Genomic DNA, 19,774 nt, shown 5'->3' on the forward strand with positions numbered 1-19,774 from the left:
CGATCTTTTCGCACCGGAGCCCCCTCATGAACGTCTCGGTCGTCCTGTTCACCGCCGACCTGCGTCTGCACGACCATCCGCCGCTGCGCGCGGCCCTCGACGGGTCACGTCAGGTGGTGCCGCTGTTCGTGCGCGACCGGGCGGTGGACGCGGCGGGGTTCGCGGCGCCCAACCGGCTGGCCTTCCTCGCGGACAGCCTGCGCGACCTCGACGCCGGGCTGCGCGAGCGGGGCGGCCGGCTGGTGCTGCGCTCCGGCGACGTGGTGGACGAGGTGTGCAGGGCGGCTCGGGAGGCGGACGCCGACGAGGTCCATCTGGCCGCCGACGTGAGCGCGTACGCACGGCTGCGCGAGAAGCGGCTGCGGGCCGCGCTCGAGGCGCAGGGCGTGCGGCTTCATGTGCACGACGAGGTGACGACGGCGGTCGGCCCCGGAGCGGTGGTCCCGTCGTCCTCGGACCACTTCGCGGTCTTCACCCCGTACTTCCGGCACTGGTCGCAGCGGCGGCTGCGGACCCCCCTGCGCGCCCCCGGCCCGGTACGGGTCCCCGACGGCGTCGGCTCGGAGGAGCTTCCCTCCCGGGGAGAGCTGTCGGGGCTGTCTCCCGCCCTGGCGGAGGGCGGCGAGACGCAGGGACGCCGGCGGCTCGCCTCCTGGCTGCGGTCGGGCGTCGCCGCCTACGAGGACCGGCACGACGACCTGGCCGGCGACGCCACCTCGCGGCTCTCCCCCCATCTGCACTTCGGCACGCTGTCCCCGGTGGAACTCGTGCACCGTGCGCGCCGGGCGGGCGGCCCCGGCGCCGAGGCCTTCGTGCGCCAGCTCGCCTGGCGCGACTTCCACCGTCAGGTGCTGGCGGCACGGCCCCGCGCGGCGCACGCCGACTACCGCACCAAGCACGACCGCTGGCGCTCGGAGCGCACCGCGCGCGAGGACGTCGAGGCATGGCGGGCGGGCCGCACCGGCTACCCGATCGTGGACGCGGCGATGCGCCAGCTGCGGCACGAGGGCTGGATGCACAACCGCGGCCGGCTGCTGACCGCGAGCTTCCTCGCCAAGACCCTCTACGTGGACTGGCGCGTCGGCGCCCGGCACTTCCTGGACCTGCTGGTCGACGGGGACGTGGCCAACAACCAGCTCAACTGGCAGTGGATGGCGGGCACGGGCACCGACTCGCGCCCCAACCGGGTCCTCAACCCCGTCACCCAGGCGAAGCGGTACGACCCCGACGGCGCGTACGTGCGGCGCTGGCTGCCCGAACTGCGGGACGTGGCGGCCCCCGGGATCCACGAGCCGTGGAAGCTGCCCGGCCCGGCCCGGGCGGAGCTCGACTATCCGGACCCGATCGTCGAGCTCTCCGCGGGCCTCGACCGCTTCCGGCGAGCCCGGGAGCGCCGCTGATCGAACGGCGCCGCTGCGGTCGCGCTCAGGCGGTGTCGTACAGCCCGGCCAGCAACGTCAGGGCCTCGGCCAGTCCGGTCGGCCGGTGCAGGCCCTGCGCGGGGCGTCCGGCCCAGCCGGGACCGCCCAGCACCACCACGGGGGCGCGCCGGGCCCCGGCGACTCCCCACCGCGTGTCCGCGATGTGCCGGGCGAGCGGCAGACTCGCGGTGGAGCGCGCCTGGGCCCACAGCACGACCGCGGCCGGACCCAGCCGCCGGACGGCCGAGTCCAGCGCCTCGGCGGGCACGGCCGGCCCGAACATGCGGGTGGGCACCCCCAGTTGACCGAGCGCGGCGTCGAGCGCCTCCAACGGCAGACTGTGCTGTTCGCCGGGCGCGCAGGCCAGCACCACGGGCCCCGGCCGACCGGCCGCCTCCCGCGGCGCCGCGGCCCGGGCGGCGCGGCGCAGCACGGTGGAGACGTGCCAGGACAGCAGGTGCTCCACCTCGACGTACCGGTCGCCGGAGGAGACCCACTTGCGTCCCACGGCGTGCAGCGTCGGGACCATCACCTCCTGCCAGGCGACGATCAGTCCGTGGCGTTCGACAGCCGCGCCCAGGAGCTCCGCGACGCCCGGCGCGTCGAGCCGTACGGCGGCGCGGGCCAGCCCCCGGCACTCGTGGCGCACGTCGACGCCGAGCAGGAGGGCGTCGTCCGCGCGCGTCGGCGCCCCGCCGTCGCCCGGCGGACGGTCCCGGCCTGCGACGCCCGGCGGACGCGCGTCCCTGTCCGAAGCGTCCGGGTCCGCGTCCTCCGGAACTGCGCCCGCGCCCGCATCCGGATCCGCGGCCGTGCCCGCCGCGTCCGTGCCCGCCGGACCCGGACGCGTCCGGCGGATGGCCTCCTTCGCCGCCCGGGCCGCGTCCGCCGGGGGCACGCCGGACGCGGTGAGCCGGCACATCGCCTCCAGTACGGCCACGTCGCCCGGGCGCCAGCGCCGGTGCCGCCCGTCGTCGCGGACGACGGGACCGATGCCGTACCGACGGTCCCAGGAGCGCAGGGTGGTGGGCGCCACGCCCAGCCGGCGGGCCAGCGCCCCGGTCGTCAGTCCGGCCTCGTCCGGGCTCGGGATCTCGCTCATGGTCCGACGATACGAGAAGCGCCACTCCACCCCTGCGACCTCTACACATAAGGAGCAAATAAGAGCAGAATGAACATGCGCGGCACATACCGCACACCGCAGCGAAGCGGTCAGGCCGGAAAGTCGAAGGAGACGAACCATGGCCAACGTCTCGCCCACCAGAGGTGACATGTCGACGCACCCCGACGTTTCCGAGATGCAGGCGCGGTACGCGCGCATGCTCGGTGGTCGTGATGTGGCACTCGTGGACGGACCGGTGTTCCTGCTCGGTCTGTACTGCGCCGTGTCCCCGTGGATCCTCCACTACACCGCCAGCCAGCCCGCGCTCATGACCCACAACCTGATCGTGGGCATCGCGATCGCCCTTCTGGGCCTCGGATTCACCGCGGCTCCCGCCCGTATGTACGGCCTGAGCTGGGCCATGTGCGCGGCGGGGATCTGGATGATCATCGCGCCGTGGGTCGTGGGCGACAGCCCGGACGCCGGTGTCGCGGTGAACAACATCGTCATCGGCGCCCTGGCGCTGGTCCTGGGACTGCTGTGCACCGCCACGGCGGCGAAGAGCACACCGAAGCCGTAGGGAGGGCTGCACGCCCGGAAGGCGGCCGGTCCGGTCCGCAGGGGGCGGAGCGGACCGGCCGCCTCACGGCGCGTACACGTACGGCGTCGTCGTGGTGAGCGCCGTGAAGCCGAGGCGTTCCAGGATGGGACGACTCAGGTCGGAGGCGTCGACCTGGAGGTAGCGGTAGCCGCGGTCGGCGGCGATACGGGCGCGGTGGGCGATCAGGGCCCGGTAGACGCCGCGACCGCGCCAGCCCTCCACCGTGCCGCCGCCCCACAGCCCGGCGAACGCGGCCCCCTCGACCAGCTCCAGCCGCGCCGAGCTCACCGGCGTGTCCCCGGCCAGCGCGACGAGGGCGACGAGGGTGTCCGGGTCGGTGGCGAGGCGGGCCAGCAACAGGTCCCGCAGCCAGGAGCCGTCCCGGCCGAAGGCCTTCTCGTTGGCCTCGACCATGAGTTCCACGCCCGCCCGGTCGGTGACCGGCACGATACGGACGCCGTCGGGCGGCCGGACGTCGCCGAGCTGCTCGCCCGTCTCGGCGATCAGCAGGGTCTCCTCCGGCTCGGGCGTGAAGCCGGCCGACCTGAGCCGCTGTCCGAGATCGCCCGGACGGTCGTGCCCATGCAGCTTCCACTCGAACTCGCGGCCGAGCCCGGCGAAGAAGGCGACCTGTTGCGCGATGGCCGCGTCGGCGTCGGCAGGGTCCAGCTCCGACCAGAGAACGCCGTTCCAGCCGCCGGCGCCGCCGAGGTGACGGACCACGTTCCCGACCCGTTCGACCCGTGCGTCGGAGCTGTCGGGACGTGCGCCTTCGCGCATCTCCCGGTCGTACAGTGCGAGTACCGCGGCATGATCCATGCGCCCACCCCAACACTCCGGGGCGGAGCCGCACAACGCGATTACGGACGCGGGCGGCCGGCGCGGGCGACCGGGACGGCCGGACGCGCCCGCACCGCCGCGACGACGGACCGCAGACCCCCGACACTCCGGGGCCTGCGGTCCTGGTGCCGAAGGCCCCGCTCAGCGCTCCGCACCGGGGCGGAACCTGCGGTACAGCAGCACGCCGCCGAGCAGCATCGCCGTACTGCCCGCCAGCGCGGTCAGCGTGGCGTCGGCGCCCGTGTGGGCCAGCGACGCCAGGGCCTCGGGGCCCCTGGTCCCGGCCTCGACGGCCGGTGCCGAGGGGTTGGCCTTCGGCCCCGGCTGCTGCGGCTTCGCGGGCGGGGTGTGCCGGGCCGGCGGCCGGTGCTCGGGCTGCTCGGGCTTCTCCCCGGAGGTGTTCACCGACGTGTTGCCGAACGCCGGGTCGCCGATGCCGACGACGTTCACGCTGTTGCCGCTGACGTTCACCGGGAGCTGCACCGGCAGCTGGACGCCGTTGCCGGAGACCACGCCCGGGGAGCCCTCCATGTCGCCCTGCGCGACGGCCCCGCCGCCGGAGGAGGCCCCGGATCCGCCGCGGCCGTCGTGACCGCCACGGCCGCCGTGCTCGCCGTGCCCGTCATGCCCACCGCGACCGCCGTGCCCGTCCTGCCCGCCACGACCGCCGTGCGCACCCTGCCCGCCGCGGCCGCCGGAGGCGTCGGCCCCGCCCTTGTTGACACAGGTGTTGCCCGCGGCGGGGTTCAGCACTCCCACCACGTTGACCGTGTTCCCGCACAGGTTCACCGGGAGGTGTACCGGCAGCTGCACCCCGTTGCCGGAGATCAGCCCCGGCGAGCCGGCCGCGACGCCGTTCGCCGTGGAGTCGGCGTGTGCGGGCAGTGTCACAGCCATCGCGCCGGAGACCACGGCGACGGCCATCACACCGGATCGGGTAACCCGCTTCATGGGTCCCTGCCTTCCAGACTTGAATCGCGGGCAGTCGCCCGCACCCGATAGAACGTCGGCGAAGCGTCCGAGTTATGCCTAAACGCCCTTTCACCCCATCGGGTGTCACCCGCGTCGAACTGTCGGCGGGCCGCGCGCCGGGGGCCGCGCCGCCGCCCGGAGGCGGCGCGTCCACCTGCCGCTTATCGTGATCGAGGGCGCCGTTCCGGACCGCTGCGGGCGTCCTTGGAGGCACTGATGCTGGCCAATCTGTCGACGCGGCCCGGGCTGCGGAGCTGTGCCCTCGCCGCGACCGCCGCACTGACCCTGTTCGGCGGCGCGGGTCTGCCGACGGTAAACGCGAACCGCGCCGGCGACGGGGACGACCGCCCCGACCTGTCCCGGTTCTCCGGTCAGAAGGTCGCCTGGAAGGCGTGCAGGGGCGAGGGCATGCCCAAGGATCTGCAGTGCGCCAAGCTGACCGTCCCACTCGACTACTCCCGCCCCCAGGCGGGCACGCTCGACCTCGCGCTCGCCCGCTACCGGGCCACGGGTGACAGACGCGGTTCTGTGGTGCTGAACTTCGGCGGCCCCGGCGGCGCAGGCGTCCCCGAACTCGCCTACGGCGGCAAGGAGTTCATGGACCTGACGGACGGCTACGACGTGGTCACCCTCGATCCGCGCGGCGTCGGCCGCTCCTCCCCCGTCAGCTGCGGGGACGGCGAGGGCAGCGGGCTGGCCCCGCTCAACGACGACACGGCCCTCGCGGATCCGCCGGAGCTCCTCAGCCGGCTCAAACAGGCCGCCGCCGAGTGCGCGGAGCACTCCGGACCGGTCCTGCCGCACATCGGCACCGTGTCCGCGGCCCAGGACCTCGACGTCATGCGTCAGGCGCTCGGCGACAGCAAGCTCAACTACCTGGGCTTCTCGTACGGCAGCCGGCTCGGCGCGGTCTACGCGGCCCGGTTCCCCGACAAGGTGGGACGGATGGTCCTCGACGGGGTCGACACCCTCACCGAGCCGCTCACCGAACAGGGCGTGGCGGGCGCCCGAGGCCAGCAGGTGGCCCTCGACGACTTCGTCAACTGGTGCGTGAAGGACATCGCCTGCCCCTTCGGGCAGGATCCGCGGGTGGCGCGCCAGGAGGTCGTGCGACTCGTCCGCTCGCTCGACGAGGATCCCCTGCCGACCGACTTCGGCGACGACTTCAGCGGGCAGGACCTCGTCGGCGCCCTGGGGCAGGGCCTGTACAGCAGGGAACTGTGGCCGCTGCTGGAGAGGTCGCTGGCCCAGCTGATCGAGAACGGCGACCCGAGCGGGGTCCTCGGGTTCACGACCGGCGGCTTCGCCCGTCCGCTGCCCTTCCCGGTGCCGCTCCCGCTCCCGCTGCCGCCGCGGTCGGCGGTCCGCACCGACCCCTCCCCCGGCGCCCTGGTCGACGCGGAGGACGTCCCGCTCGACAACCTGCCCGCGGCTCTGATGGCGATCAACTGCGCGGACGACCCGGACCGGCCCACCGCCGCCCGGATCACCGCGGACCTCGAACGGCTGCGGGCCGCCTACGACAAGGCGTCGCCGGTCTTCGGCCGGTACCGGCTCAACGAGGTCCTGCTGTGCTACGGACGCCCCAGGGGCACCGACTACATCCGCAACGAGGTGAAGGACCTCCGCACCCCGAAGATCCTCCTCGTCGGCACGCGGGGCGACCCGGCGACGCCGTACCGCTGGACCGTGGAGACCGCCAAGCGGCTCGGATCGCCGGCCGTCGTGCTCGACAACAAGGGCGAGGGCCACACCGGGTACGGATCGTCGAAGTGCGTGCACCGCAAGGTCGACGACTTCCTGCTGTACGGATCGCTCCCGCCCAGCGGCAGCTCGTGCGGGCCGGACGAGGACGCCGGCTGAGTGCGCCGATTCCTGCCGCTGCTGCTCGTCGCCCTGTGCGCGGCCGTGACGACGGCCTCGGCGGCCGTCCTGTCCGCCCGGTGGTGGTTCGCGGCCGGGCCGCTGCTCGCGACGGCCTGCCTCGGCGTCCGGGACCTGCTGCAGCGCGGCCGCGCCGTGCCGCGCAACCACCCGCTGGTCGGCCGTCTGCGGTACCCGGCGGCGCGGGCGCTGCCCGGGGACGGCGGCCCGGGACGCCCGCCCGACGCCGCCGGCGAACCCGACGTGCACGAGTACCTGGTGCCCTCGCTGCGTCCCGTCGAGGCGGCGGAGGAGCCGCCGGTGGTGCGGGTGGGCGGGCCCGACTGCTCGCAGCCCTACGACATGGCCCTGCTGAACGTGTCCGCGATGAGCTTCGGCGCGCTGTCCTCACGTGCGGTCCTCGCCCTCAACCGGGGCGCCGCACTGGGGCGCTTCGCCCAGGACACCGGCGAGGGCGGTCTGTCGGAGCACCATCTGCGCGGCGGCGGCGACCTCGTGTGGGAGATCGGGACGGGGTACTTCGGCTGCCGTACCGCCGACGGCGGCTTCGACGAGCGGGAGTTCGCGGACAAGGCGGCGCTGCCCGAGGTGAAGTGCGTGTCGCTGAAGCTCTCGCAGGGTGCGTCGCCGGGTACCGGCGCGGTCCTGCCGGGCGTGAAGGTCGGCGTCGAGGTCGCGCGGGAGCGCAAGGTGCGGGTGGGCGAGCCCGTGGTGTCGCCCCCCGTCCACCGGACGTTCGCGACGCCGCGCGAACTGGTGCTGTTCGTCGCCCGGTTGCGGGAGCTCGCGGGCGGCAAGCCGACCGGGTTCAAGCTGTGCGTGGGCTCGCGGCGGGAGTTCCTCGCGGTCTGCCGGGCGATGGCGGCGGAGGGCGTGACGCCCGACTTCGTGGTGGTCGACGGGTCGGAGGGCGGCACGGGCGCCGCTCCGGCGGAGTTCGCCGGACGCCTGGGCATGCCGCTCACCCAGGGGCTGGTCACGGTGCACAACGCCCTGGCCGGGGTCGGTCTGCGGGACCGGGTGCGGATCGGGGCGAGCGGTCGGGTGGCGTCGGGCTCGGACATCGTCCGGCGGCTCGTGCAGGGCGCCGACTACACCAACGCGGCGCGCGCGATGATGCTCGCCGTCGGCTGCGTGCGGGCCGGACGCTGCCACACCGGCGCCTGTCCGGCCGGCGTGGCGACGCAGGACCCGTCGCGGGTCCGTGCGCTGCATGTGGCCGACAAGGCCCGCCAGGTCCGGCGCTATCAGCGCGACACCGTCCGCGACGCGGTGCGGATCATGGCCGCGATGGGCGTGCGCGAGCCGGGCGGGCTCACCCCCGCCCAACTGGTCCGGCGGACCGGGCCCGGCTCGGAGCGCTCGTACGCGGAGCTGTACGAGTGGCTCGCGCCGGGCGAACTCCTCGCCGGGCCGCCCCAGTCGTGGGAGGCGGACTGGAAGGCGGCCGACCCGGACAGCTTCGGGTGACGTCGCGGGGACTAGGCGGACCTGACGGTCACGAAGGCGTCGATCGCCGCGGTCAGCTCGGCCGGCCTCTCCACGGGGAGTTCGTGACCTGCGTCGATGATGCGCACGGTGGCGTCCGGGTAGGCCTTGGCCATCCGCAGCATCTGACGGACCGGGAGCTGGATGTCGTGATAGCCGTGGATCATCAGCGTCGGGGCCTGGATCTCGCCGACCCGGTCGAGGACGTCGAAGGCCCGCATGGCGCCGTACAGGGTCATGACCACTTCGCGCGGGGTGTCCGCCGAGGACTTGACGTACGCGCGGATCTCGTCGCGGGGGTGACCGGGGGCGAAGGCACGCTGGATGTTGGCGGCGACGAACAGCTTGAACGGGACGAGGGTGGAGACACCCATCAGCAGTCCTCGCCCCCGGCTGTAGGTCATGCGGCCGATGGAGTTCACCAGAACCATGCGCTCCACCCGCTCCGGGTGGGAGAGGGCCACGGTCTGCGAGATCATCCCGCCCATCGAGTGGCCGACCAGCACGAACCGCTCGATCTCCAGGTGGTCGAGGAGGGCGAGGAGGTCCCGCGCCAGCTCCTCGACCGTCTTCACGCCCGCCCCGCTGCTCTCGCCGTGCCCGCGCAGGTCGAGCCGCACGACCCGGCGCCTGCCGGAGAAGTGCGCCACCTGGTGGTCCCAGCGGCGCCGGTTGGCCGTCCAGCCGTGCACGAACACCAGGGGCACGCCGTCGCCGTCGCGCGGGCCCTCGTCGTCGTACGTCAGTGCTGCGCCGTCGACTTCGAGCTGCGGCATGGAGGCCTCCTGCGGTGCGGTCCCGGTTACTGACGCGTACGGTAACCGGCCGAGGGGGTCGCCGTCACCGGCGGCCACCGGGGAGACCGAAGTGTGACCGCACGCCCCTCCACCGCGCCCGTCCTGTCCCGAATGCCCGCTACGCGATTCGGACCTATCGTGCTCGTATGGAGCACGCACTCAGCCCCTCCGCCCTCTCCGAACTGCGCCGCCCGCGCCCCTACCCGGCGGTGTCCGTGCTGACGCCGACCCATCGGCGCGAACCCGACAACGCCCAGGACCGGGTGCGGCTGCGCAACGTCGTGGCGGAGGCGAAGAGACAGCTGGAGCACGATCCGGCGATCACCCGCGATCGGCGCGCCGACGTCGCGGGACACCTCGATCGCGCACTGGCCGAGGTCGACCTGACACACAGCGAGGACGGCCTGGTCATCTACGCGGCGCCGGGCGAGCACCAGGTGTGGTCGCTGGCCCGTCCCGTGCCCGAACGGGTCGTGCTCTCCGACACCTTCCTGACCCGCAACCTGGTCGCCGCGCAGGCCGCCGAGCGGCCGTTCTGGGTCCTGTCGGTCTCCGCCGACCGCGTCACCCTGTGGAACGGCGGCGCCGACCGGGTGACCGAGGAGCACACCGGCGGCTTCCCGCTGGTCAGGAGCCGGCCGAACTTCGACGCCGAGCGCATGCAGCGCACCGGCGACCTGCCCAGCACGTTCCGCGACGAGGACACCCGCCACTTCCTGCGCGACGCCGACACCGCCATGGGCGGGCTGCTGCGCGCACACCCGCGGCCGCTGTTCGTCACCGGCGAGCACGCGGCCCTGTCGCTCCTCGACGAGCTGGGCGGCGTCACCCGCGACGCGCTGCACGTCGCGCACGGCGGGCTCTCGCACGGTCCGCCCGAGGCCGTGTGGCAGACGGTGCGCCCGCTGCTCGACGCGGAGTCCCGCCGGGACGTGGCCTCGATCGCCCGGGTCTTCGACTCGGCCCGCGGGCACCGCATGTTCGCGGCCGGAGTCGACGAGCTGTGGCAGAACGCGCGGGAGGGCCGGGTCCGGCTGCTGGCCGTCGAGGAGAACTACCGGATCACGGTCCGCGACCACGGCGACCACCTCGTCCCGGCCGCGAGCGGCGATCTGGACGCCCGGGAGGACATCGTCGACGAGATCGTCGAGCAGTGCCTGGAGACGGGCGCCGCGGTGCGTTTCGTGCCGGACGGCACGCTCGGCGACATGGACGGCATCGCGGGCGTGCTGCGCTACTGACCGCGGACCCGTCACGGCCCCGGCCGGCCGGGTTCCCCGGCGGCGTACGCTTCGGCGTGATCGTCGACCGGGAGGGGGCGGGCGCGTGGGCGACCTGCTGGGGGTGGCCGTGCTGGGCGCCGGGCACATGGGCGCCGACCACGTGCGCCGCCTCGCCCGGGTGGTGAGCGGAGCCCGGGTCGCCGCGGTGGCCGACCCCGACACGGCGCGCGCCGAGGAGGCCGTGGCCGGCCTCGACGCGGTGACGGTGCACACGGAGGCGGAGGCCGCGCTCGACGCGCCCGGCGTCGAGGCCGTGCTGATCGCCTCGCCCGGTCCCGCCCACCAGGAGGCGCTGCTCGCGGCGTTCGACCGCGGCCTTCCGGTGCTCTGCGAGAAGCCCATGGTGCCGGACACGGCGGGGGCGCTGCGCGTGCTGGAGGCGGAGGCCCGGCTCGGTCGGCGGCTGGCGCAGATCGGGTTCATGCGACGGTACGACGCCGAGTACCGCAGGCTGAAGGCGCTGCTGGACGACGGGCGGCTGGGACGGCCGCTGATGCTGCACTGCGTGCACCGCAACGTGTCCTCGCCGCCGGACTTCACCAGCGCGATGCTGGTCGACAGTTCGGTGTCGCACGAGATCGACGCGGCCCGCTGGCTGCTCGGGCAGGAGCTGACGTCGGTGACCGTGCTGCGGCCGCGCTCCTCGTCCGGCGCCCCGCAGGGCCTGCTCGACCCCCAGTTCGTCCTCTTCGAGACCGCGGACGGCGCCCTGGTCGACGTGGAGGTCTTCGTCAACTGCGGCTTCGGGTACCAGGTGCGCTGCGAGGCCGTGTGCGAGGCGGGCAGCGCACGCATCGGCGACGACCACGGCGTGCTCGTCACCGCACGGGGCGCCGCCGGCGCGGAGGTGCCGCAGGACTACCTCGTACGGTTCGCGGACGCGTACGACCGCGAGGTGCAGGCCTGGGTCGACGCCACGCGGCGCGGCCGGGTCACCGGTCCGTCCGTGTGGGACGGCTACGCGGCCTCGGCCGTCGCCGAGGCCGGGGTCCGGGCCCTCGGGAGCGGGGCGCGCGTCGCCGTCGAACTCGCCCCGCGCCCCGGTCTGTACGCCGTCGGCCGTTGAGCCCGGGCGCTCCTCAGACGTTGCCGAGCAGGGCCTGCAGACCCCGGTCGACCGCGCTGCCGACGTCCTCCCCGCCGCGGGCGACGACCGCGTAGCTGCGCAGCAGGAAGCGGCGCAGGGCCGCGGTGTCGAACTGGAGCAGGGCCATCCCGAGCGGTGAGTGGAACTCCATCACCGTGCGGGCCTGCCCGCAGGGCCAGATGTGCACGTCGCCGCTCCCGGCCGGACCGTCCACGCCCTGCTCCAGCAGCCCGCGGCCGAAGGTCCAGGTGACCGGCTCGCCCGCCAGGGAGACCTCGGGCGGGAAGTCGATGTGCACGGCGAAGGGGTCGGCGGAGTCGTAGCGGAGTGTGGCGGGCACGGGCAGCGCCTGGTCCTCCGCGGTGATCAACCGGGCGCGGACGGGTTGTTCCAGAGGGATGTCCATGCACATAGGACCTCGCGGAGGCCGATCGCATTACGCCTTTCCCGGGACCAATTAATGTGACCTGCATCACACCATGAGGTGCGTAGAACATATGCCCGTCGAACACCCGGATGACACGCACCCCAACCCCCTCAGGAGTCCCTCAAGTCACGTACGCTGCCTACGACTTGAAGCGTCTCCGAGGCGCCCGCGCCACACTTCTCCACCCCTCCGCGAAGACACTGGCATATGCCGGAAGCACCACCGAATCGTGTGTTGCCAAATCCCTTACACCGCGTCGCGGGCTGTGCCACAGTCGTAACGGCCCTCGCGTCAGCCTTCGTCGTACCGTCCCGCATCGGAGAGCCTCATGCCGCCCCACGTCTTCGCGGATCACCCGGCCGCCCAGCCGCCGCCGCGCGGCTCGGTGGACGCGCTGATCTCGCAGACCCGACGGCTCAAGGGCGACATGGACGCCGTACGGCAGGACGCCCACAGCGACCCGACGGACCCCGAGGGACGCTGGCAGCGGGCCCTCTACGATCTGGCCCGGCACCAACTCGAGGATCTCGACGCGCACTTGGCCCAGTTACGGGACGGCCCCCGGCCCGCGCCGCCCCCCGGACCCCCGCCGGCCGCCACGGAGCCCCGGCACGGGTCCCTGGTCAGCCGGGTCGGCAGCGCTGAGTGGAACCTGCTGACGGACGAAGCCGTGTGGTCCGAGGAGCTCTTCCGGATCCTCGGCCGCGACCCCGCCACCGCCCCGCTCACCCTCGACGAACTCCCCTGTCTCGTCCTGGAGGAGGACCGGCCCAAGCTGACCGCGATGGTCACGGACTGCCTGGTCGACGCCCGCCCCATCGACGGCGAGTTCCGCATCCTCCGCCCCGCGGGCTCCCCGCGCACCGTGCACATGATGGGCGAGCCGGTGCTCGACTCCGACGGCGCCACCGCGTCCATGTGGGCCGTACTGCGGGACGTCAGTGAACTGCGCCGCAACCAGCGCGCGGTGCGCGAGAGCCATGACTCGTTGCGGGCCCGGCAGCAGGCACAGACCGAACACCGACGGGCGGTCGAGCTGCAGGAAGCCGTCCTTCCCCCGCACCGCGTCCCCCTGCGCCTGCCGCACGAGGGCCCCAGCGCACTCGACGTCGCCGCCCGGTATCTGCCCGCCGCCACCACCTCCCTGATCGGCGGCGACTGGTACGACGCGCTCGAACTCCCCGACGACGAGACGCTGCTGAGCGTCGGCGATCTCACCGGACACGGCCCTGCCGTCACCTCGAACACGGCGATGCTGCTGGGAGCGCTGCGCGGCATGGCCATGGCGGGCGCCCAGCCGGACCGGCTGCTGTGCTGGCTGAACCAGTTGCTGGACGCCACCGCCCGACCGGTCCTCGGCAGCGCCGTCTGCTGCCGCTACCGGCCACGGACCCGCACCCTGATGTGGGCGCAGGCCGGTCACCCCGCCCCGCTGCTGTTCCGCGACGGGACGGGTCGCCGGCTGCGGGCGCCGGAGGGCTCCCTGCTCGGAACCGCCCCCCGCACCACGTACGAGCAGGCCGAGGAGACGCTCCATGAGGGCGACCTGATCCTGCTGCACACCGACGGCCTGGCGCCCGCCGATCGTCTCCTCGCCCTGGCCCCGCGCCTGCACGCGGCCCGCAGCGCCCAGGAGTGCGTCGACGCGGCCGTGCAGGAGTGCGGCGAGGCCGAACGCACCGACGACGCCTGTGTGCTCGTCGCCCGGGTGACCCGGTAGGCAGCCGGGCGACCCGGTGACGGGTGGCGACGGAGAAGCCCGGCTCGCTCACGCCCGGGCGCTGCCGCCCCCTTTGGCCCCCTTCTGCTTCGGCAGCGCCAGCCTGATCTCCTCGCGCAGCTCACTGATCCTCGGGGAGCCGGCGTACTCCGCGGTGAGCCGGTACATCTGGCTCAGCCGGTCCCAGGTGCGCCGGGAGGAGTTCGACCCCATCGACATCAGGGCCAACCGTGCGAACCGGTCCGCCTGTTCGGGGTCGTCCGCGATGAAGCAGGCGGACGCCATGGACAGATGGTCGAAGATCTTCGACCGCTCGCGCCCGTCGACGCGCAGCGCCAGTGCCTTCTCCGCGTAGTACTGGGCGTGCGCGGCCGCCTGCGGCTCGAACTCGGCCAGCGTGCGGTAGGCGAGCGCCTGCATCCCGTACAGGTCCTCGTCCTTGAAGGTCTGCATCCAGGACGGCGGGACGACGTCGTCCTTGTCGGAGACGAAGAGGTCCTCCGCCCGGCCGAGGGTGCGCCGCATCGCCTGCCCCTTGCCCATCGCCGCCTGCGCCCAGGCCTCGATGGTGTGGAACATCGCCCGGGTGCGCGGCAGCACCTCCTCGCCGGAGCCGGACTGGGCCAGTTTCATCAGGTCGAGGGCGTCGTCGGGCCGTCCCAGGTGCACCATCTGCCGGGCGGCCCGGGACAGCGCCTCGCCGGCCCGCGGGCGGTCGCCGCCCTCCCGCGCGGCATGGGCGGCGATCACGAAGTACTTCTGGGCGGTGGGTTCGAGGCCGACGTCGTGCGACATCCAGCCGGCCAGGACGGCGAGGTTGGCCGCGACGCCCCACAGGCGTCGCTGCAGATGGGCGGGATGACGGTAGGCCAGGATGCCGCCCACCTCGTTGAGCTGTCCCACCACCGCCTTGCGTTGCAGCCCGCCTCCGCGGGCCGCGTCCCAGGCCCGGAACACCTCGACCGACTGCTCCAGTTCGTCGACCTCCTCCGCCCCGATGGGGGCGGCCTCGTAGCGGTCGAACCCTGCGGGATCGGCATGATGGACGAGCGGATGGTCGACGGTGGGAGCATCGGCGGAGAGGGTGGGGTCGGTGTGCAGCCAGTCGTGCATGGCGCTGCTGAGAGCTGATCCCGCGGCGAGCGCGGCACCCGCGCCCACCAGACCGCGTCGGTTGAGCATGAGGTCCATTCCCGTGAATTCGGTGAGGACCGCGGCAGTCCGTTCGGGCGCCCACGGCACGCCGTCGGGGTGTTCAGCACTCCCGCCGCCGGGCCGTCTACCTGTACGCCCGTGCCGGACCAGACCGAGGTCTTCTATGGTCACGACACGGCCGAGACGCTCGGTGAACAGTGCTGCCAGCACCCGCGGCACCGGATCGCGCGGGATCTCTCCCGTGTCGATCCACCGCCGCACCCGGGAGGTGTCGGTCGACAGCTGGGGGTGGCCCATGGCCGCCGCCTGCCGGTTGACCAGCCTCGCGAGTTCGCCCTTGGACCAGCCGGCCAGGCCGAACAGATCCGAGAGACGGGTGTTGGGTTGTCCGCTCACGTCAAGCCCCCAGGTTCTCGGCTGAGTTGACAGTAGCCCCGGGAAAGTTGCCGGGCGACTATTCGCCAGGCTTCGCCAGGGTTCGCCAGATGGTGTGCCACTGGGCGACGGGTGTCAGGTAGGAATGCGCCACCCCGACCCGGTCGCCGAGGGACACTCCCCAGGGTGCACCCGAAAGGGCCGGTCGGGGCAGCGCTCTGACGTCCGGCACACGAAGGGATCTGTTTCCCCCATGTACGCAGCATCGTCCTCCGTGTCCGCCCCGCCCCGGTCGCTGCACACCCGCCCGGGCGGTGGCGGCCCCTATCTGGCCCCCGCGCGAACGGCGGCTCCCGCGCTCGGCGCGGGCGGTGTGCGCCGTCCCGCGGGGCTCGGCGCGCAACCGCTCAGCGGAAGGCTCGACCTGTCCGGCCCGCAGGGCGCCCAGCTGCGCACGGCGATCGCCTCCGTGCACCGCATCTGTCCGGAGTTCGCGCCGGTCCAGGTGCTGCGCCGCAGCGGACGTTCCGTGCTCCTGGTCGGCACGACCGGACGCAGCACGGCCGTCGCCAAGTGCTTACTGGACCACTCCCCCGTCTGGGCCGAGCGGATCCGGCACGAAATAGCGGCATACCGCACGTTCGTCCGGCAGCGCCCCCCGGTGCGCGTGCCGAGGCTGATCGCGGCGGACCCGGACAACTGCACCCTGGTGATCGAGCGGATGCCGGGGCGGGCAGCCGCCCTGCAGCGGCACCCCACCGAGGCGCCGCCGCGGGCGGACGTCAGGGCCGCGCTCGGCGCGATCTGCCGGCTCAACGCCTGGCGGCCGCCGGCCGGTTCGTTCGACGCGCCGCTGGACTACGCCGCCCGCATCTCCCGCTACCACGAGCTGGGCCTGCTCACCGACCGGGACCTCGGCGACCTGCAGAAGCTGCTGCACGGCATCGCGGCCACCGCGGGCCGACAGGGCATGGGCCAGTTCTGCCACGGCGACGCCCTCCTGTCGAACATCCTCCTGTCACCGGCCGGTCCCGTGCTGGTGGACTGGGAGCACGCCGGCTGGTACCTGCCGGGCTACGACCTGGCGACGCTGTGGTCGGCGCTGGGCGACGCGCCGGTGGCGCGCCGTCAGATCAGCCAGATCGCCCAGTCGGCGGGCCCCGCATCCCGGGACGCCTTCCTGGTGAACCTGATGCTGGTCCTGACCCGCGAGATCCGCACGTACGAGACGGCCGTGCAGCGCTCGATGCACGACACGCCCCCGACGACCCCGGGGGCGGCCCACGCGGGAGGAGCGCCGTCGGGTGAGGAACAGCGTCTGCTGCTGCGGCGGCTGCACGACGACTGCCAGCTGGCCCGCCGGGCGGTACGCGCGGCGGTCGGCACGCGCTGAGGGCATGCCGGTCGACGGTGCGCCTGAACGGCGGCGCACCGTCGACTGACGTATGCGGTGTCTTGACGAGGGAATTCATCCCGCTATGGGCATGATTGACGGGTTGTCGGCCCGGCCGACTGCGGCCGGCCCGCACCCCCGCTCTCTCGCCCTGGAGGCCGCATTGCGCAGACCCGCCACTCCCCCCGGAGCGCACAGACGTACCCGTAGAGCCGCAGGCGCACTCGCGTCGGCGGCTCTCGTCCTGCCGCTCCTCGGCGCCGCCCGCCCGGCCGACGCCGCGCCCCGGCCGGTGAACGGCCTCCAGCGGGCCTTCGCCGCCGCGGCAGCCGAGTACCACGTGCCGCAGAGCGTGCTGCTGGGCGTGTCCTACCTCCAGTCCCGCTGGGACGCGCACGCCGGAGCGCCGAGTGTGACCGGCGGCTACGGCCCGATGCATCTCACCGACGTCCGCGCGGCCCTTGCCGCGGCCCCGCGCCACGGCGCCGGCACCGGGAACCCGCGCGGCGACTCCGCCCGGAAGGACCGTACGGCCCGGCCCCCGGCCCCGCATGTCCGGGCGCCGTCGAACGAGCGGATCCCGGCCCGCCTGAAGACCCTGCCGCGGGCCGCGAAGCTCACCGGCCTCGCCGCCGGGAAGCTGCGCACCGACCCCGCGGCCAACATCGCCGGCGGCGCCGCGCTGCTCGCCGACACCCAGCGCCGCCTGGGCCGGCCCCTGAGCACCGACCCCTCCGACTGGTACGGCGCGGTGGCGCGCTTCTCGGGCGCGGACGACACCGCGACCGCCGCCGCCTACGCGAACGACGTGTACGGCGTGCTGCGCACCGGCGAACGGCGTATCACCGACGCCGGCCAGACGGTCGTCCTCGCGGCGCAGCCGGGCCTCGCGCCGCGGCCGGCCCAGCTGCGCGGGACCGGCCTGCGCCATGTCCCGGCGACGGGCGCCGAATGCCCGTCCACGGTGTCCTGCGAGTGGATCCCGGCGCCGTACCAGCAGTTCGGTGACGACGACTACGGCAACCACGACATCGCCGACCGGCCCGCCTCGCCCGACATCGACTATCTCGTCGTCCACGACACCGAGGGCGGCTGGGAGGGGGTGCTGGCCTCGGTCCAGGACCCGTCCTTCGTGTCCTGGAACTACTCGCTGCGCGCCACCGACGGGCATGTCGCCCAGCATGTGAAGGCGAAGGACGTGGCCTGGCACTCGGGCAACTGGTACGTCAACTCCAAGTCGATCGGCCTGGAGCACGAGGGTTTCCTCTCCGCCCCGGACTCCTGGTACACGGAGGCCATGTACCGCTCGTCGGCGCGACTGGTGAAGTACCTGGCCGACAGGTACGACATCCCGCTGGACCGGCAGCACGTCCTCGGCCATGACAACGTGCCGGGCCCGACGGCGGCGAGCATCTCGGGGATGCACACCGATCCCGGCCCCTTCTGGGACTGGCGGCACTACTTCGAACTGCTGGAGGCCCCCTTCACGGCGACCGCCGACGGCAGCGGCGGTTCGGTGACGATCCGGCCGGACTACGCCGCGAACCGGCCGGTGTTCACGGACTGCGCCGCGCGCCGGCGAGCCTGCGCCGCGCACGGCTCCAGCACGGTGCGGCTGTACGTCGACCACGACGAGAAGTCCGCGCTGATCAACGACGTCGGCCAGGGCTCGGGCCCGACCAAGGGTCTCAACGACACCTCGTCACGGGCGTCCACCGGGCAGCAGTACGCGGTCGCCGGCCGATGGGGCGACTGGACGGCGATCTGGTACCTCGGCCAGAAGGCGTGGTTCGAGAACCCGGCCGCGCGGCCGACGGCGGTGCCCGCGGCGGGGCAGGTGGTCACGCCCAGGGACGGTGTGGCGAGCGTTCCGCTCTACGGCCGCGCCTACCCCGAGGCGTCCGCCTATCCGGCGGGCGTCCCGGTCCAGCCGGTCTCCGCGCTGCCGTACAAGCTGCCCAAGGGCCAGCGGTACGTGGTCGGGGGGAAGGTACCGGGCGAGTACTACTACGCGTCCACCTTCGCCACCGGTTCGCACCGGCTCGTCGTCGGCCGGGAGCAGTACTACGAGATCCAGTACGGCCACCGGGTGGCGTTCGTGCGGGCTGCGGACGTCAAGGTGATGCCGTCGGACTCCCCGGCCGCCTAGGGCCCGGCCGTGCCTCAGCCCTGCTGGAACAGCTCCGCCGGGAGCGGCTTCAGCAGGGCGTACAGGTCGTCGGTGATGGGGCGGTCCCAGGCGGCGATGGTCACCAGGACGTTGTCGCTGCGGTCGAACTGCACGCAGGAGACGCGTCCCTCGGACAGCTTCAGGCGGCGCACGATCAGCAGGTTGTCGCCCTGCATCACCGGCATGTCCTCGACGCCGACGACGGTCACCTCCTCGTCGTTCTCCAGCGCGAGCAGCAGCTGGGCCACCTCGAAGGGGATCTCCCCCTCCTCCACCTCGCGGGCCGGGGAGCCCTCGGGCAGATTGCCGATGATCATCGCGGGGCCGCGGCCGCCGAAGAGGTCGTAGCGCAGGAACACGCCCTGGCAGCTGCCGTCGGGGGCGGGCAGCAGCCCGGCGCCCAGATTGCCGGGCCAGTCGCCCGGGTCCATGGCCAGAACGTCGAATTCGGGCCCGGCGGGGGTGGCGCTGCGGCGGCGGAGGAACGACATGCGGCCATGGTACGTGGCCGCGGCCGTTCGGCGACGGGTGGGAGCGCCGCGTTCGGTCGTTTCGACGCGTCCCGGGAACGGCCGCCCGCTCCGGCCCGGCGGCCCCCGTCGCCCGGGCGCGCCCGCCGTGCGCGGGAGCGGGGCGAGGGCGGGGTCCGCCCGCCGTCGAGGACCCGTGCCGCCCTCGGCTGCGAGAGTGCACGGCGACCGGGAGCACCCCGGCGACCCGCCGTCCCCGCGGGGTGCGGAAGGCGGCCGGCGGACCGGCCGGACCGCGGCGTGGCCGGTCTCAGGTCAGGTCGAACTCCCCTTCCCGCGCCCCCGACACGAACGCGCCCCACTCCGCGGGCGTGAAGATCAGAGAAGGGCTCTGGGGGCTGCCGCTGTTGCGCATCGCGATGAACCCCTCGACGAAGGCGATCTGGACATCCCCCCGCCCCCGGCTGCTGGACTGCCACTCGGCGTTGCTGAGGTCCAGCTCCGGCTTGTTCCAGCCTGTGAGCGGCGGCTGCTGGATGGTGCTCTCGGCCACGTCCGTGCTCCTCCCGGTTCGTCGTCCGCGGGCCAG

Annotated in this window: 17 protein-coding genes; 9 read left to right on the forward strand and 8 right to left on the reverse strand. The window is 73.7% G+C overall.

All coding sequences use genetic code 11. From position 1 onward, the window contains the following. Positions 1-26: 26 nt before the first annotated feature. Positions 27-1,400 (forward strand): cryptochrome/photolyase family protein, encoded by a 1,374-nt coding sequence (locus tag ACH4ZA_RS23305; RefSeq protein WP_398431378.1) that lies wholly within the window; start codon positions 27-29, stop codon positions 1,398-1,400. A gap of 25 nt (positions 1,401-1,425) precedes the next feature. Here ACH4ZA_RS23305 and ACH4ZA_RS23310 read toward each other — a convergent pair whose 3' ends face one another. Further along, positions 1,426-2,523, reverse strand: coding sequence for a MerR family transcriptional regulator (locus ACH4ZA_RS23310; protein ID WP_398431380.1), 1,098 nt, complete (start codon positions 2,521-2,523; stop codon positions 1,426-1,428). Between the two features lie 139 nt (positions 2,524-2,662). Between ACH4ZA_RS23310 and ACH4ZA_RS23315 the strand changes: the two genes are divergently transcribed. Further along, positions 2,663-3,103 (forward strand): SPW repeat protein, encoded by a 441-nt coding sequence (locus ACH4ZA_RS23315; RefSeq protein WP_398431382.1) that lies wholly within the window; start codon positions 2,663-2,665, stop codon positions 3,101-3,103. 63 nt (positions 3,104-3,166) lie between these two features. Here ACH4ZA_RS23315 and ACH4ZA_RS23320 read toward each other — a convergent pair whose 3' ends face one another. Together ACH4ZA_RS23320 and ACH4ZA_RS23325 are read right to left on the reverse strand one after the other, a co-directional pair. Next, positions 3,167-3,943 (reverse strand): GNAT family N-acetyltransferase, encoded by a 777-nt coding sequence (locus tag ACH4ZA_RS23320; RefSeq protein ID WP_398431383.1) that lies wholly within the window; start codon positions 3,941-3,943, stop codon positions 3,167-3,169. 162 nt (positions 3,944-4,105) lie between these two features. After that, complete coding sequence (locus ACH4ZA_RS23325; protein ID WP_398431384.1) at positions 4,106-4,915, reverse strand: chaplin; 810 nt, start codon at positions 4,913-4,915, stop codon at positions 4,106-4,108. A 237-nt stretch (positions 4,916-5,152) separates the two neighbouring features. Here ACH4ZA_RS23325 and ACH4ZA_RS23330 point away from each other — a divergent pair, with 237 nt between their 5' ends. Together ACH4ZA_RS23330 and ACH4ZA_RS23335 are read left to right on the forward strand one after the other, a co-directional pair. Further along, positions 5,153-6,799, forward strand: coding sequence for an alpha/beta hydrolase (locus tag ACH4ZA_RS23330; protein WP_398431385.1), 1,647 nt, complete (start codon positions 5,153-5,155; stop codon positions 6,797-6,799). Further along, positions 6,800-8,290 (forward strand): glutamate synthase-related protein, encoded by a 1,491-nt coding sequence (locus ACH4ZA_RS23335; protein ID WP_398431387.1) that lies wholly within the window; start codon positions 6,800-6,802, stop codon positions 8,288-8,290. An 11-nt stretch (positions 8,291-8,301) separates the two neighbouring features. Here the strand turns inward: ACH4ZA_RS23335 and ACH4ZA_RS23340 are convergent, their stop codons facing one another. Next, positions 8,302-9,084 (reverse strand): alpha/beta fold hydrolase, encoded by a 783-nt coding sequence (locus tag ACH4ZA_RS23340; RefSeq protein ID WP_398431388.1) that lies wholly within the window; start codon positions 9,082-9,084, stop codon positions 8,302-8,304. Positions 9,085-9,251: 167 nt separating this feature from the next. Here ACH4ZA_RS23340 and ACH4ZA_RS23345 point away from each other — a divergent pair, with 167 nt between their 5' ends. Continuing rightward, a complete protein-coding gene (locus ACH4ZA_RS23345; protein ID WP_398431389.1) occupies positions 9,252-10,346 on the forward strand; it encodes a chemotaxis protein in 1,095 nt (364 codons plus the stop codon). Between the two features lie 85 nt (positions 10,347-10,431). Further along, positions 10,432-11,454 carry a Gfo/Idh/MocA family protein gene (locus tag ACH4ZA_RS23350; protein WP_398431390.1) on the forward strand — a complete coding sequence of 341 codons (1,023 nt, stop codon included), beginning with the start codon at positions 10,432-10,434 and terminating at the stop codon, positions 11,452-11,454. A gap of 13 nt (positions 11,455-11,467) precedes the next feature. Here the strand turns inward: ACH4ZA_RS23350 and ACH4ZA_RS23355 are convergent, their stop codons facing one another. After that, the gene (locus tag ACH4ZA_RS23355; protein WP_398431391.1) at positions 11,468-11,881 is read right to left on the reverse strand and encodes an SsgA family sporulation/cell division regulator; all 414 of its coding nucleotides are present in this window, start codon (positions 11,879-11,881) and stop codon (positions 11,468-11,470) included. 349 nt (positions 11,882-12,230) lie between these two features. Here ACH4ZA_RS23355 and ACH4ZA_RS23360 point away from each other — a divergent pair, with 349 nt between their 5' ends. Continuing rightward, complete coding sequence (locus ACH4ZA_RS23360) at positions 12,231-13,622, forward strand: PP2C family protein-serine/threonine phosphatase (RefSeq protein WP_398431393.1); 1,392 nt, start codon at positions 12,231-12,233, stop codon at positions 13,620-13,622. Positions 13,623-13,670: 48 nt separating this feature from the next. Here the strand turns inward: ACH4ZA_RS23360 and ACH4ZA_RS23365 are convergent, their stop codons facing one another. After that, positions 13,671-15,173 carry a hypothetical protein gene (locus ACH4ZA_RS23365; RefSeq protein WP_398431395.1) on the reverse strand — a complete coding sequence of 501 codons (1,503 nt, stop codon included), beginning with the start codon at positions 15,171-15,173 and terminating at the stop codon, positions 13,671-13,673. Positions 15,174-15,405: 232 nt separating this feature from the next. On the opposite strand from ACH4ZA_RS23365, the gene ACH4ZA_RS23370 reads away from it, so the two are divergent. Then, a complete protein-coding gene (locus tag ACH4ZA_RS23370; protein ID WP_398431396.1) occupies positions 15,406-16,545 on the forward strand; it encodes an aminoglycoside phosphotransferase family protein in 1,140 nt (379 codons plus the stop codon). A 163-nt stretch (positions 16,546-16,708) separates the two neighbouring features. Continuing rightward, the gene (locus tag ACH4ZA_RS23375) at positions 16,709-18,694 is read left to right on the forward strand and encodes an N-acetylmuramoyl-L-alanine amidase (protein WP_398431446.1); all 1,986 of its coding nucleotides are present in this window, start codon (positions 16,709-16,711) and stop codon (positions 18,692-18,694) included. Between the two features lie 14 nt (positions 18,695-18,708). Here the strand turns inward: ACH4ZA_RS23375 and ACH4ZA_RS23380 are convergent, their stop codons facing one another. Next, on the reverse strand, positions 18,709-19,206 hold the full coding sequence (locus ACH4ZA_RS23380; RefSeq protein WP_319165450.1) for a hypothetical protein: 498 nt from the start codon (positions 19,204-19,206) through the stop codon (positions 18,709-18,711). 289 nt (positions 19,207-19,495) lie between these two features. Next, positions 19,496-19,738, reverse strand: a complete 243-nt coding sequence (locus ACH4ZA_RS23385; protein WP_351673760.1) for a DUF397 domain-containing protein — start codon at positions 19,736-19,738, stop codon at positions 19,496-19,498. Between the last annotated feature and the right edge of the window lie 36 nt (positions 19,739-19,774).

The sequence above is a fragment of the Streptomyces sp. NPDC020597 genome (genome assembly GCF_044335095.1).
GTDB lineage: Bacteria > Actinomycetota > Actinomycetes > Streptomycetales > Streptomycetaceae > Streptomyces.

Bases quoted from the DNA above. Each gene is read 5' to 3' on its own strand.
- ACH4ZA_RS23305 (WP_398431378.1), top strand. From the start codon at position 27: ATGAACGTCTCGGTCGTCCTGTTCACCGCCGACCTGCGTCTGCACGAC.
- ACH4ZA_RS23310 (WP_398431380.1), bottom strand. From the start codon at position 2,523: ATGAGCGAGATCCCGAGCCCGGACGAGGCCGGACTGACGACCGGGGCG.
- ACH4ZA_RS23315 (WP_398431382.1), top strand. From the start codon at position 2,663: ATGGCCAACGTCTCGCCCACCAGAGGTGACATGTCGACGCACCCCGAC.
- ACH4ZA_RS23320 (WP_398431383.1), bottom strand. From the start codon at position 3,943: ATGGATCATGCCGCGGTACTCGCACTGTACGACCGGGAGATGCGCGAA.
- ACH4ZA_RS23325 (WP_398431384.1), bottom strand. From the start codon at position 4,915: ATGAAGCGGGTTACCCGATCCGGTGTGATGGCCGTCGCCGTGGTCTCC.
- ACH4ZA_RS23330 (WP_398431385.1), top strand. From the start codon at position 5,153: ATGCTGGCCAATCTGTCGACGCGGCCCGGGCTGCGGAGCTGTGCCCTC.
- ACH4ZA_RS23340 (WP_398431388.1), bottom strand. From the start codon at position 9,084: ATGCCGCAGCTCGAAGTCGACGGCGCAGCACTGACGTACGACGACGAG.
- ACH4ZA_RS23345 (WP_398431389.1), top strand. From the start codon at position 9,252: ATGGAGCACGCACTCAGCCCCTCCGCCCTCTCCGAACTGCGCCGCCCG.
- ACH4ZA_RS23355 (WP_398431391.1), bottom strand. From the start codon at position 11,881: ATGGACATCCCTCTGGAACAACCCGTCCGCGCCCGGTTGATCACCGCG.
- ACH4ZA_RS23360 (WP_398431393.1), top strand. From the start codon at position 12,231: ATGCCGCCCCACGTCTTCGCGGATCACCCGGCCGCCCAGCCGCCGCCG.
- ACH4ZA_RS23370 (WP_398431396.1), top strand. From the start codon at position 15,406: ATGTACGCAGCATCGTCCTCCGTGTCCGCCCCGCCCCGGTCGCTGCAC.
- ACH4ZA_RS23380 (WP_319165450.1), bottom strand. From the start codon at position 19,206: ATGTCGTTCCTCCGCCGCCGCAGCGCCACCCCCGCCGGGCCCGAATTC.